This window comes from Veillonella magna (genome assembly GCF_959600285.1).
Lineage (GTDB): Bacteria > Bacillota > Negativicutes > Veillonellales > Veillonellaceae > Veillonella_A > Veillonella_A magna.
The window spans coordinates 318,620-331,215 of the sequence record NZ_CAUGKU010000001.1 but is presented as its reverse complement, the minus strand read 5'-3'; the positions used below and the strand labels follow the sequence as shown (position 1 = coordinate 331,215).

Below are 12,596 nucleotides of genomic sequence, written 5' to 3'. Positions count from 1 at the left end.
GAGGCATTCCTTGACGAAATTAGAAAGCTAACGGATGTAACGAGTGTTCAATTTCGTATTGCAATTTAGACTGAGATTTTTTCTTTAGAAGAAGTGGTATCTACATCATCTGCTACAAGTGCAGCGAGTTTAGTTTTTTAGTTGGGCGGTAAGAAATACATTAATCTATAGCACGAATATGTAAAATTTACTAATGATTTGACCTAATTTTGACTAGTGATTTGTATACTGAGATTACGATTAGGAGGTTAGGTTAAGTTAGGAGTGACTTATATGGACCAAAGGCAAATTTTAAAAAATGGGATATGGGAGCTTACAGACTTAGGTAAGGCAGCTATTACAGCAGTAAAAAATGATTTTACTGAGGCTACAAGGCCTATTAGCTATGCAGAAAGAGATTGGAAACTATGGGACATTTCTAATCTTTGGATAGGTATTATAGTTTCCATTGCTGTATATCAAGTGGCCAGTGGTTTACTTGTTGCGGGAATGAATTGGTGGCAAGCACTTATCACAATTGTTTTAGGCCATACGATTGTAATGGGAGTAGCGATGGTGATTGGACACTTTGGAACACGCTATGGATTAACGTATCCTTTGCTTAGTAAACTGATTTTTGGTAGGAAAGGAATGGCATTCCCTGTCATTGTTCGAGGTATCCTGGGGGTGTTTTGGTTTGGTGTTCAGGCTTGGATTGGTGGTCAAGCTGTGAACATAATTATATCAGCCATATATCCGGCATGGCAGGATGGTGGCTTTACTACTTTGTTTATATCATTCCTTATATTCTGGTGTATGAATGTGTATATTGCTGCTTCGGGAAGTAAGGCTGTTAAGATTTTGGAAGGTATATCCGCGCCTGTTCTTATTGTACTTAGCTTGGTAGTAATCGTTTGGGGAATGGATGTAGCTAATTGGAATTTAGATACATTGCTAAGTGCCAAGGTTGTACAATCAAGACAAGGTATTGATTTTTGGACGTTGTTTTGGCCAGCCTTATCAGCTATGATTGCTTTTGACGGAGGCATTGCATTATCTATTACAGATTTTACACGTCATTGTGTTAATCAAAAAAGTCAAATATGGGGTCAGATTATTAGTGCCCCTATCATGACTGGTTATATTGCCTTCGTAGGAATATGCGGTACAGCAGGTGGTTATTTGGCATTTGGAAAGGAAATATGGGAGCCTGCAGTATTAGTGGGAAATTTTGAAAGTTTATGGGTGCGATTAGTCTTTTCTGCATTCATTATAATGGCAGTGTTGACTACTAATGTGGCAGGCAATTTGATACCGCCAACAAATATTATTGCAGCAGTAGCCAGGGGAAAAGTCGGGTATAAGATGGCTTCCTTCATTGCTGCGGTGTTAGCATTGTTTGCAAGACCGTGGGATTCGCTGTCTAGTGCCTATCATTTAATTTTTGAAATTACTCAGTTGTTAGGTGCCTTGTTGGGACCTTTGTCAGGTATCTTTGTTGTGGCGTATATATGTGAGCACATGAAATATGTTGAGTATGTAGATTTATTCAGAATAGAAGGTGGACGATATTCATATTCTAGAGGATGGAATGTACGGGCCGTAAGTATTTTCCTTCTTATTACAGCTATTATTTTTATTAGTCGCATAGTACCATCAATCGAGTTTATATTTAATAATGCGTATGTATATGGAACCATAGCATCTGGCTTACTTTATTATATAGCTATAAAAATTAAATAACGAAAAAAGCCCGAGTTTGGAATATACCTTACTCGGGCTTTTTTAAATTAATGCTTCTATCTCTGCCTTGGCATCTAGGAGCATTTTTTTTATTTGATTTATTTTCTCTTCGCTACGACGAAATAGGGGAATACTCACACTAAGGGCGACTTTTTTCTTACTGATTAGGCTGATAGGAATAGCATAGCAACATAGATGAGGTGTTACTTCTTCACACTCGTAACAGATGCCTTCTTTTCGAAAATGTTGAAGTTGAGAGTAGAGATCTGATATGGAGGTTATTGTATTTGGTGTTTTTGATTCTAATGTGGGAGGTAAAACTTTTACTAAATCGTTTAAAGTATAGTCTAATAATAGAGCTTTTCCTAGGGCTGTACAGTGTGCGGGCAAGCGTTTCCCTACATAGGAAATGATGCGGATAGGAAGATCGGCTAAAGGTTCTTCTTTTAAGATGTAAAGGACCTCACCTCCGTCGAGAATACCTGCTTGGCATATTTCGTTTGTTTCTGCGGCTATATGTTTCATTACGGATTTTAAATGAGGAATAAGTTCGTTGGTTTGATCATAAGCTGCAGATAAATAGTAAGTGCTTATACCTACTGTGAATAAACCATTTTCAGGATTTAAATATAAAAAATTTTGTAAGGTCATTTCGTTAAGTATTGGGGATAAGGTACTTTTAGGAATATTTAGGGCCTTAGATATATCAGTAAGAGTCAGACCTGATGGATGGGATGCCAAAATGTTGAATATATTTAAGACTCGCTCGGTAGGTTTATGGGACATATCTTTCCTCCTATCTAGTCGTAGAATTTGCAACTGTACCAAACATTATAGCAAAGTGTAGAGAAAAATAAAAAAATTTATTAGTACGTGGAATAAAATTCACAATATATGTTGAATAATCATTGACATAATACTTTTTTGTAATTACAATAAAAGCATGAAATTCGTATATAAGAATTTATAGTTCGCATATAAGAACAAAAGGAGGAGAAACGGAATGTCTGTTAAGAATCTATTTAGCAATGAAAACCATGCAATTTATAAAGCGGCTACTCATGCGGAGGGGCCTAAAGGAAAGCTACCTTTGACACCTTCATTGCTTAAGGAATCTCCTAGTGGAAATATCTTTGGCATGACGATTAATGCAGGGATGGGATGGAATCCTGACGAGTTGGCCAATGGTGATGTAATGTTAATAGGCACTAAAGGCGGTATGCGAGGTGCCGATAATGAAACGGTTGCAGTTGGTTTGCATAATGGGCATTTTGAATTAGATATTCAAATGGATGTAGCGGCGAGAACAATTAAAGAGATGGGATTGGTGCCACATGCTACATTCGTAACAGACCCCTGTGACGGCCGCAGTCAAGGTACAACAGGAATGTTCGATTCATTACCATATAGAAATGACGCTTCCATTGTTATGCGTAGACTAATACGATCTTTGCCAACAAGAAAAGCTACTATGGGGTTTGCTTCTTGTGATAAAGGTTTGCCGGCTATGATGATGGCACTGGCGGGGATGCATGATTTACCAACTATTCTAGTTCCTGGCGGTGCTACATTGGCTCCTAATGAAGGTGAAGATTTAGGCACGATTCAGACAATAGGTGTTCGTTATGCGAATGGGGAGCTTTCCTTGGAAGATGCTTCACGGCTGGGATGTAGTTCTTGTGCATCAGCTGGTGGTGGATGTCAATTCTTCGGAACAGCAGGTACCTCTCAAGTTATTGCTGAAGGTCTTGGATTAGCACTTCCTCATTCAGCATTGGCACCGTCAGGTCAAGAAATATGGAAGGATATTGCAGCTAAGTCAGCACGTGCTGTTTTGCAACTAGCAAAAGCAGGAATTACGACAAAGGATATTATTACAGACAAAGCGATAGAAAATGCGATGATAATTCATGCTGCTTTTGGTGGGTCTACAAACTTGCTTCTTCATTTACCGGCCATAGCTCATGCGGCGGGATGTAAAATGCCAACAGTGGAAGACTGGTCTCGTATCAATAAAGAAATCCCGAGATTGGTCAGTGTATTGCCAATAGGTCCTGTGAACTATCCTACCGTAGATGTATTTATGGCTGGTGGAGTACCAGAAGTAATGCTTCATTTGCGTAAATTAGGTGTTCTACATGAAGATGTATTGACGGTTACCGGCAGTACATTAAAAGAAAATTTAGATTGGTGGGAAAACTCTGAACGTAGAGTTGCTTGTCGTAAACAATTATTAGAGGCCGATAATGTTGATCCTAATGAAGTAATTTTTACACCAAGCAGGGCAGCGGAAAGAGGAATCGGCTCTACTGTTACATTCCCTGTTGGCAACATTGCTCCGGAAGGGGCCGTTGTAAAGTCAACAGCTATAGATCCCAGTGTTATTGATAAAGATAATGTTTTCCGCCATACGGGGAAAGTTAAGGTCTTTGCATCAGAAAAGGCGGCTATAAAAGCATTGAAAAATGTGGGAACAATAGTTGCAGGGGATATTATGGTTGTCATGGGCGGAGGTCCATTGGGAACAGGAATGGAAGAAACCTATCAGTTGACATCGGCACTTAAACACCTTCCTTTCGGAAAGCATGTATCCCTTATCACAGATGCACGATTCTCTGGAGTATCGACAGGAGCATGTTTTGGTCATGTTGGACCGGAAGCTTTGGCAGGTGGCCCTATTGGTAAGTTGCGCGACGGTGACATAGTAGAAATTATTGTGGATATGAATAAATTAGAGGGTAGCTTAAACTTTATTGGTACAGAAGATCATCCTTTAACTTATGAGGAAGGGGCAGAAGAGTTAGCTAGACGAGAAACAAATCCCGATGTTAAGCCTGATGATGATTTACCGGATGACACCCGTTTATGGGCTGCACTACAGGATGTTAGTGGAGGTGCATGGAAAGGCAATGTTTATGATGTGGATAAAATTATCGAAGTATTGGAAGCAGGTAAGAAAGCATTAGGTTTGAAAAAATAACTACGAAGGAGTAGATTACTATGCCATTAATAATTACTGCTGTAGCAGTGGTGCTTTTAATAGTACTTATTTCTGTATTTAGGTTAAATACATTTATATCCCTTATGTTGGTGTCAACGGGAGCGGCATTAGCTTTTGGAATACCTATGGCTAAAATAGCTACAACGCTTGAAGCAGGTATAGGGAGTACATTAGGACATATTGCACTGATTTTTGGGTTAGGTGCCATGCTCGGTCGTTTAGTAGCTGATGCCGGTGGGGCACAAAAAATAGCGCTTAGCCTTATACGAATTTTTGGGGAAAAGAAAATTCAATGGGCTGTGGTAGTGGCATCCTTTATCGTTGGTATTGCTATGTTCTTTGAAGTAGGATTAGTTCTGTTGCTTCCTATTATTTTCTCGATTGCAAGAGAAATGAAGGTGAACCCTTTATACTTAGGAATTCCTATGTTGTCCTCGCTATTAGCAACTCATTGCTTTTTGCCTCCGCATCCAGGACCTACTGTTATCGCCGGTGAGTATGGAGCAAATTTAGGAACGGTACTTGTGTATGGGATTATTGTTGCTGTACCTACGGTTGTATTAGCTGGTCCAATTTTTTTGGCTATTGCTAAACGGTTAGTCCCGTCTGCTTTTAGTAAACAAGGTGATATCAAGGCTCTTGGCGAAGTGAAGTCGTTTAGAGATGAGGAGATGCCCGGTTTTGGAATTAGTATTCTTACGTCTATGCTGCCGGTCATCTTGATGATTATAGCGACATTTGCTCAAACTATAAAATTGGCAACGGGAATGAATGAGTCTGTGATTCTACAATTCGTGGAATTTTGTGGACAGCCATCAATTGCCATGTTGATATCCATTGTAATTGCTATGTATACTATGGGTATTAGAAGAGGAATATCTGCAAAGGATATTATGGGCTCATGCGCATCCTCTATCGCAGCTATTGGAATGATGTTATTGATTATCGGCGGTGGTGGCGCGTTTAAGCAGGTGCTTATTGCCGGTGGCGTAGGGAAGTATATAGGAACTTTCTTTGCTAATAGTTCATTTTCGCCAATTTTACTGGCATGGACGGTAGCAGCGATTCTTCGTATTGCTTTAGGATCAGCAACAGTAGCAGCCCTATCTACCGCAGGTTTGGTAGTGCCTGTGTTAGGGGCTTATGATGTCAACTTAGCATTGGTAACACTGGCAACAGGTGCAGGTAGTACGATAGCTTCGCATGTAAATGATGCTGGGTTTTGGATGGTTAAAGAATATTTTGGTCTAACATTGAAAGAAACTTTTGCTACATGGACTGTGCTAGCAACATTACAATCGGTACTTGGGCTAGTATTTATTATGATTTTAGCAGAATTTGTATAAGCGATGATTTAGTATAAGAAAGGTGATATTATGATGTTTAAAGGTGTGTATTCTCCGATTATCACTATCTTTAAAGACAATGGTGAAATTGATTATGCCAATATGGAGCTTCATATTAATCATTTAGTAGAAGCAGGATTAAATGGTATTTTGTTTTTTGGTAGTCTGGGCGAGTTTTATGCTATCTCCTTGGAGGAAAAAAAGAAATTTATTGAATTTGCGGTTAAGCTAATTAATAAGCGTGTTCAAGTTATTATTGGTGTCGGTGGCACAGATGTGCGTGATGTAATTGAACTGGCAAATTTTGCTGAAACAGCCGGAGCCGACGCAATTAATATTATTTCGCCGTATTATTTTGGTCCTACAGAAGAGGCGGCAAAACAATATTTTAAAACTATTGCGGATGCAGTGAAATTGCCAATTATGCTGTATAACTTTGCGGACCGTACGGGTAGTGACTTATCTCCGGCAGTTGTTTCTTACCTTGCCGAAAATTGTCCATCAATTGTGGGGATTAAAGATACCGTAGACAATATCAGTCATACACGACGTTTATGCCAAGCTGTAAAACCTATCCGTCCTGACTTTTCAGTTCTATCGGGATTTGATGAATATTATATGGTGAATAGAATTTCAGGTGGTGATGGAGTGCTCTGCGGATTAACCAACGTTGTACCTGAAGTATTTGTAAAAATGCATAAAGCGTATGAGGATAATGATAAGGTAGCAGCTGTTGCTTGTGCAGAAAAAATCGCTTCTCTTATGCGAATTTATGAAGTGACAGGATTATTTATTGTAGCTATGAAAGCAGCTGTTAAAGCAACCGGTTTACCAATTTCAACATTTACTAAGGCACCGGGGATGGATATTACACCGGAAGAATATGCCAAGGTTGAGTGCATTCTAAAAGAGAATGGGATAATATAGGTATCAACAAAAAATGCGAAGGTCATTCATTTGATCTTCGCATTTTTGTATATTTTTAGGTTATATAGCTCATAGTAAATTATGTTTCTTGTCTAGTTCCGTGATTTCTTGAATAGTCAATAGGCTTCTACTTTTAGATCATTACAATAAAATAAAAAATTTTGTAAATGGCGTTTACATTTACTTCGCTGCCGGATGGTAATAAGTGAAGGGGAGAAGTTTCCCTGATCATTTTTTAGGAGGTATGATTCATGAATTATATCAAAGAAGTTAATCAATTTAATGTTTGGTTACATTTCCATCCGCGAGTATCTTCGTCGGCGCGTTTATTGTGGTATTCGCTGATGCATTATAACAACTCTTGCGGTTGGAAAAAGAAATTTACTGTTCCTATATCATCGCTGATGATGAGTAGTGGCCTGTCCGCATCCGCTATAAAACGCGCACGAGCTACATTGCAGAAAGCCGGTCGTATTCGTTACACACCGCAACCGGGCAATCGTGCCACAGTGTATGAAATGATTTCTATGGAGGAAGAAAATCTCATTACTAGCTGGATAGGAAAAAATAATTTGTAAAGCAAGGGTCACACTAACTAGCGAGGTAAGTGGTACAGTAACTAGTAACGTAAGGAGTAACGTAAGGAGTAACGTAAGTATTACAGCGACTAGTAGAGTAAGTACTATAGTAACTAGTAACGTAAGTGTCACAGTAACCGGTAAGGAAACTACTATAGTAACTACCAGGGTAACTACTAAGGTAAGCGCTAAGATAAAAAGTGAGGTAAAAATTTATCGTATAGGCGAGCTGCAGTTCGGATAAATGGTAAAAAATGGAGCAAAAATTTACCGTTCAACCGAACCACACACCGAACCACACCCCGAGCTACAGACCGAGCGCATTCCTAAACAAAACTAAACTAAACAAAACTATCTCTAAAGAAATAGTTAAAGAAAGGTAGCGCAGCTACTGGTGAATAACAGTATGAAGAAAATACATTTTGTTTGTGCAAGGATAATTAAGAAGTGAAATTGACTTACTGGCAATGGTCGATTTGCTTACACCTGACAAAAAGTTTTTGCAGATTCTCTTGCATTCATACTCTCTTTATGCCACAATAAAAACTAAGTTTGTACAGCTCATAATTCTTGCTTGCTAAGAAGAGTAGCAGACAAACCATCATTGTGTAGGCGCCTCAGGAGAGGCATGTAGGAGTATGTTGGAATTTGCTCTGGCAGCGATAGAATTCCAATATACAGAGAGGAAGGTTGAATGTATGAAGTCTGTTAAGGAAATGCCGACAAAGCGGCGTTGGTTTATGCTGTTTCTGTTATGTTTGGTCATCGGCATTAATTATTTGGATCGCGGCAATTTAGCAGTGGCTGCACCGGTTATGCAAAAGGAATTGGGATTGTCTCCGGCAACGATGGGTATTTTGTTTTCTGCCTTTGCCTGGTCCTACGCATTTTGCTTGCCGTTTGCAGGCGCACTGTTAGATAAAATAGGACCGAGAATCTTAATGACCATTGCTCTAGTGGGGTGGTCAGCCGCTACGTTTGCTATGGGGTTAGTATCTCAGCTGTGGAATTTAATTGCCGTGCGTTTGGGATTGGGTTTTTTCGAATCGCCCATCATGCCGTCGAACATTAAATGCGTAGCTGTTTGGTTTCCCGATAGGGAACGAGCCTTGGCGGTGGGAGCGTACACGGCTACCGAGTATGTAGCTTTGGGTGTGTTAACGCCGGTATTGGCTTGGATTTTAGTTACCTTCGGATGGGAAATGATTTTTTTTGTAACTGGGGTTATCGGTTTTGTGATTGGTGGTATATGGTACAAATGGTATCGTTCTCCCGGGGACTCGGCAGAAGTAAATGATGCGGAATGGCAATATATGAAAGCCGGTGGTGCGTTGTTGGGCGGTGAAACGGGTAAGCGTCCCGGGATCGTGCGCCCGGATACCAATGACTCCGTGAATGCTCATTCAAATCCTGTTGCTTCGTCTACGAAGATATCCGGTAAGGGAGAGGTAAATGAGACAATGCGTCTTACCCAGTGGCAGGCGACAAAAAAATTAATTACCAATCGTCGGTTAATCGGGATGTTCTTGGGCCAGTTCTCGATTATGACTACGCTCTTTTTCTTTCTAACGTGGTTCCCGTCGTATTTGGTTACCGAAAAAGGATTGACGATTTTAAAAGGTGGTTTTTATGCGATGTTCCCCTTTTTGGTGGCTATTGCCGGTTCGTTGATTGGTGGCAAGTGGTCAGATAGCATGTTGGATAGCGGCAAGTCAAAAACGTTGGCGCGTAAGCTGCCGATTATTTTAGGCTTCCTGCTTTCAACGGTCATTGTAGCAGCCAATTATGTGGATTCCATTCCGGTGATTATTGCTTTTATGGCCGTTGCGTTTTTTGGTCAAGCCATGGCCTCTACCGTTACTGGCGCATTGTTGTCGGATTTGGCACCGGCCGGTTATCTTGGTGTCAGCGGTGGTTTGCTCAACTTTTTTGCAAACCTGGGAAGTGCTACCTGTCCGCTGGTTATCGGGTTTATTGTTGATGGCACGGGAAGCTTTGCCTATGCATTGGCCTATGTGGGCGCGGTGGCGTTATGCGGCGTTATTGGTTATACCTTGGTGTTGACGAAGGTTGAACGAATTAGTATATGAAATAATATTTTACAAGCGATGTCCCTATATCTCAGAGGGGATCTTCCTTTGTTTCATCATCAACCGAGAGAATTGCACAATTAACTTACACAAGTGATGCTTTATATGCATATCATTATTTCGCAACAAAAATATATTGAAGTTAATCATGTATATATGTTATGCGGACCATACGTCACTACAGTATGACTTGATATAATATGATAACGATAGTTGAAAGTAAACATCTGTAGTGGAGGCTGTTATGAGTAAAAAAATAGTATTGGCCATAGATTCTTTTAAAGGCAGTGCATCCAGTCTGGCAGTAGAAGAGCATGTGGCAAAGGGTATTCAGGCTGTGGTTCCTGATGCGGAATGCGTATTGGTTCCGGTAGCCGATGGCGGTGAAGGAACAGTAGAAGCCATCGTTGATGCGCGTCACGGTATGTATCATGAAGCAGATGTCATGGGTCCGTTGGGGCAACCGGTGAAAGCACGCTACGGTATGATTGATAACGAGACCATTGCGGTGCTGGAGATGGCGGCTGCTTCAGGCATTACCTTGGTGAAAAAGGATGAATTAAATCCGTTGCGGGCGACGACCTATGGCACGGGTCAGATGATTTTGGATGCTATTAATCGCGGAGCCAAAGAGATTTATATGGGCATCGGCGGCAGCGCCACCAATGATGGTGGTATGGGGATGGCTGCCGCTTTGGGTGCTAAGTTTTTAGATAAGAACGGCAATGAGTTGGAACCTGTAGTTACCTCGTTGGCACAATTAGATCGAATTGATTGTAGTGGCATCGATCCTCGCATAGCCGATGTACGCTTTACTATTTTATGTGATGTTACCAATCCGTTATGCGGACCGCATGGGGCATCTCATATTTTTGGCGGACAAAAGGGAGCCGACGAAGAAATGAAGATACTCCTTGATAGCTATCTGGAATTGTATGCGGCGTGTATCAAACGCGACCTTGGTGTGTCGGTGAAAGATATTCCCGGTGCCGGGGCAGCCGGAGGAGTGGGTGCCGGTATGATAGCTTTTACCAAGGCGCACAAGCAAAGCGGTATTGATGCCGTGTTGAAATTAATTCGTTTGGAAGAACAAATCGGTGAAGCGGACTTAGTGGTTACCGGCGAAGGACGAATGGATAACCAAACAGCGTTCGGTAAAGCACCGGTCGGTGTATCGGGCTTGGCACAGAAGCAAAACATTCCCGTAGTGGCCGTTGTAGGTAGTCGCAGTTTAGATACGGAAGCGGTTTACGAGAAGGGAATTTCTCTGATTTTAGATATTATAAACGAGCCAATGCCCTTAGAGGAAGCCATGAAAAACGTAGATGCGTTGACACAGAATACGGGACGTATGATCGGTCGACTTATAAAAGGATGGATGAGGTAGTCGGCGTATTAGAACCAGTGTAGCTTGATACATACGACACGCGATACATTTAATACGCAACACATACAATAGAGGGCAAAATAAAAAGCAGTACATGAAATCAGCCGAATATAGGATAGTGGCGCTGGTTTCGTGTACTGCTTTTTTGTATAATTGTAATAAAAGGAATTGGTGCAATGAATTTTTATTGTAGTATAATGAGGGTAGTAAACCCTTTATGTGCATAAGCAAGACGAAGAAAGGATATACAGATGCCAAAAAATATAAAGAGTGAAGCTTTTGAAAAATTTCTAGTAGACGAACAGATTACGTGCTTTGATAAACGTGATATCGGCGATGAAGACGGCACGGTAGTGTATCGTTCCTATATTCAAACCGATATTGGCGATATGCCTATTTTTGTATTGTTGGATGCAACAATTTACAGTGTGATTCGCGTGCTGGTCGGCGGTGGTGTGGTGACTGACGATAACTATAATGCCATCGTTGATTTTATCAATCGTGAAAACAGCGTGTATAAAAATTTTAAATATTATGTGGAAAAAGATGATGACAGCGTGTATTTGGATTGTATTTATATCAGTTCGAACACGGCCTTTGAACCGCAGCTGCTATATGTATTGATGAATCAAATTGTGAAATACATGCCCGGCGTAACGGCAGAGCTCAAACAGGTAATGAACATTGACGTATTGCCAAATCCGTTTGCTGCTCACGAGCATCATCATGCGCATGATGATGCGGCTATGGAATCTGAAAAACAGAGCTAACAGAGTAAGCCTTGTCACGGTCTAATACCGTGGCAGGGCTTTTTGTGTCTTTAATGTTCGATATGTATCGAACGATTGTGAAAAAGAAATAGAAAAGCATTCGTTTATTTGGTTGACTTATGAGTGAGGCTTTGTTAGAATTTACATAGATAAATAAACAGGATTTGTTTCCATCAGGAGGATGCTATGAAAATCGGTATTGTCATGGGAAGCGACTCTGACCTCGCAGTAATGAAAAAGGCAGCAGCCGTTCTTGATGAATTTGGTTTGGACTATGAAATGGTCATTGCGTCGGCACATCGTACGCCGGCAGAGGTAAAGGCCTTTGTGGAACGTTTGGAAGCGGAAGGTGCGGTGGCTTTCGTCGCCGGTGCCGGAGCAGCCGCTCACTTACCGGGGGTAATTGCTTCATTTACTACCTTGCCGGTTATTGGGGTACCTCTTAATGCAACGGCACTCAAGGGAATGGATGCCTTGTTGGCTATTGTGCAGATGCCATCCGGTATGCCGGTAGCTACGATGGCGGTAGACGGAGCTAAGAACGCAGCCTTGTTAGCCGTACAGATTGCGGCCACTGCCGATGCCAAGCTGCGAGATGCGTATAAAGCGTACCGTGCCGATATGGCTGCCAAGGTTATTGAAAAGAATAAAAAGCTGCAGGAAGAATTGGCAAAATAGGTTAGTGTACGTACTTTGATTATTGATTGATTTTCGTGCACCGTGTCATTACTAGAGTAAAGTGCGATGCATGACGATGGGATAGAGAAAAGTTAAG

At 41.1% G+C, this 12,596-nt stretch carries 10 protein-coding genes; 9 read left to right on the top strand and 1 reads right to left on the bottom strand.

Annotated elements, in window-relative coordinates; translation table 11 throughout:
- The first annotated feature begins 273 nt into the window (after window positions 1-273).
- Window positions 274-1,722: an NCS1 family nucleobase:cation symporter-1 gene (locus Q5873_RS01505; RefSeq protein ID WP_303058998.1), complete on the top strand. Its 1,449-nt coding sequence runs from the start codon at window positions 274-276 to the stop codon at window positions 1,720-1,722.
- A gap of 42 nt (window positions 1,723-1,764) precedes the next feature.
- On the opposite strand, the gene Q5873_RS01500 is transcribed toward Q5873_RS01505, so the two are convergent.
- Window positions 1,765-2,508, bottom strand: coding sequence for an IclR family transcriptional regulator (locus tag Q5873_RS01500; RefSeq protein WP_303058997.1), 744 nt, complete (start codon window positions 2,506-2,508; stop codon window positions 1,765-1,767).
- A gap of 217 nt (window positions 2,509-2,725) precedes the next feature.
- Between Q5873_RS01500 and Q5873_RS01495 the strand changes: the two genes are divergently transcribed.
- The 8 genes from Q5873_RS01495 (at window position 2,726) to purE (ending at window position 12,499) form a co-directional block, all read left to right on the top strand.
- A complete protein-coding gene (locus Q5873_RS01495; RefSeq protein ID WP_303058996.1) occupies window positions 2,726-4,702 on the top strand; it encodes a YjhG/YagF family D-xylonate dehydratase in 1,977 nt (658 codons plus the stop codon).
- 20 nt (window positions 4,703-4,722) lie between these two features.
- On the top strand, window positions 4,723-6,069 hold the full coding sequence (locus Q5873_RS01490; protein ID WP_303058995.1) for a gluconate:H+ symporter: 1,347 nt from the start codon (window positions 4,723-4,725) through the stop codon (window positions 6,067-6,069).
- Window positions 6,070-6,099: 30 nt separating this feature from the next.
- Window positions 6,100-6,996: a dihydrodipicolinate synthase family protein gene (locus Q5873_RS01485; RefSeq protein WP_303058994.1), complete on the top strand. Its 897-nt coding sequence runs from the start codon at window positions 6,100-6,102 to the stop codon at window positions 6,994-6,996.
- A 251-nt stretch (window positions 6,997-7,247) separates the two neighbouring features.
- Window positions 7,248-7,574, top strand: a complete 327-nt coding sequence (locus tag Q5873_RS01480) for a hypothetical protein (RefSeq protein ID WP_288301357.1) — start codon at window positions 7,248-7,250, stop codon at window positions 7,572-7,574.
- A gap of 698 nt (window positions 7,575-8,272) precedes the next feature.
- Window positions 8,273-9,664, top strand: coding sequence for an MFS transporter (locus Q5873_RS01475; RefSeq protein WP_303058993.1), 1,392 nt, complete (start codon window positions 8,273-8,275; stop codon window positions 9,662-9,664).
- Window positions 9,665-9,908: 244 nt separating this feature from the next.
- Window positions 9,909-11,051 carry a glycerate kinase gene (locus tag Q5873_RS01470; RefSeq protein WP_303058992.1) on the top strand — a complete coding sequence of 381 codons (1,143 nt, stop codon included), beginning with the start codon at window positions 9,909-9,911 and terminating at the stop codon, window positions 11,049-11,051.
- A gap of 251 nt (window positions 11,052-11,302) precedes the next feature.
- Entirely contained in the window at window positions 11,303-11,821 is a 519-nt protein-coding gene (locus tag Q5873_RS01465) for a hypothetical protein (RefSeq protein ID WP_276624978.1), read from the top strand.
- 186 nt (window positions 11,822-12,007) lie between these two features.
- Window positions 12,008-12,499 carry a 5-(carboxyamino)imidazole ribonucleotide mutase gene (purE, locus tag Q5873_RS01460; protein WP_028254632.1) on the top strand — a complete coding sequence of 164 codons (492 nt, stop codon included), beginning with the start codon at window positions 12,008-12,010 and terminating at the stop codon, window positions 12,497-12,499.
- Window positions 12,500-12,596 lie beyond the last annotated feature (97 nt).

What these genes read in the sequence shown, in the direction of transcription:
- Q5873_RS01505 (WP_303058998.1), top strand. Translation starts at nt 274, where the DNA reads ATGGACCAAAGGCAAATTTTAAAAAATGGGATATGGGAGCTTACAGAC.
- Q5873_RS01500 (WP_303058997.1), bottom strand. Translation starts at nt 2,508, where the DNA reads ATGTCCCATAAACCTACCGAGCGAGTCTTAAATATATTCAACATTTTG.
- Q5873_RS01495 (WP_303058996.1), top strand. Translation starts at nt 2,726, where the DNA reads ATGTCTGTTAAGAATCTATTTAGCAATGAAAACCATGCAATTTATAAA.
- Q5873_RS01490 (WP_303058995.1), top strand. Translation starts at nt 4,723, where the DNA reads ATGCCATTAATAATTACTGCTGTAGCAGTGGTGCTTTTAATAGTACTT.
- Q5873_RS01485 (WP_303058994.1), top strand. Translation starts at nt 6,100, where the DNA reads ATGATGTTTAAAGGTGTGTATTCTCCGATTATCACTATCTTTAAAGAC.
- Q5873_RS01480 (WP_288301357.1), top strand. Translation starts at nt 7,248, where the DNA reads ATGAATTATATCAAAGAAGTTAATCAATTTAATGTTTGGTTACATTTC.
- Q5873_RS01475 (WP_303058993.1), top strand. Translation starts at nt 8,273, where the DNA reads ATGAAGTCTGTTAAGGAAATGCCGACAAAGCGGCGTTGGTTTATGCTG.
- Q5873_RS01470 (WP_303058992.1), top strand. Translation starts at nt 9,909, where the DNA reads ATGAGTAAAAAAATAGTATTGGCCATAGATTCTTTTAAAGGCAGTGCA.
- Q5873_RS01465 (WP_276624978.1), top strand. Translation starts at nt 11,303, where the DNA reads ATGCCAAAAAATATAAAGAGTGAAGCTTTTGAAAAATTTCTAGTAGAC.
- purE (WP_028254632.1), top strand. Translation starts at nt 12,008, where the DNA reads ATGAAAATCGGTATTGTCATGGGAAGCGACTCTGACCTCGCAGTAATG.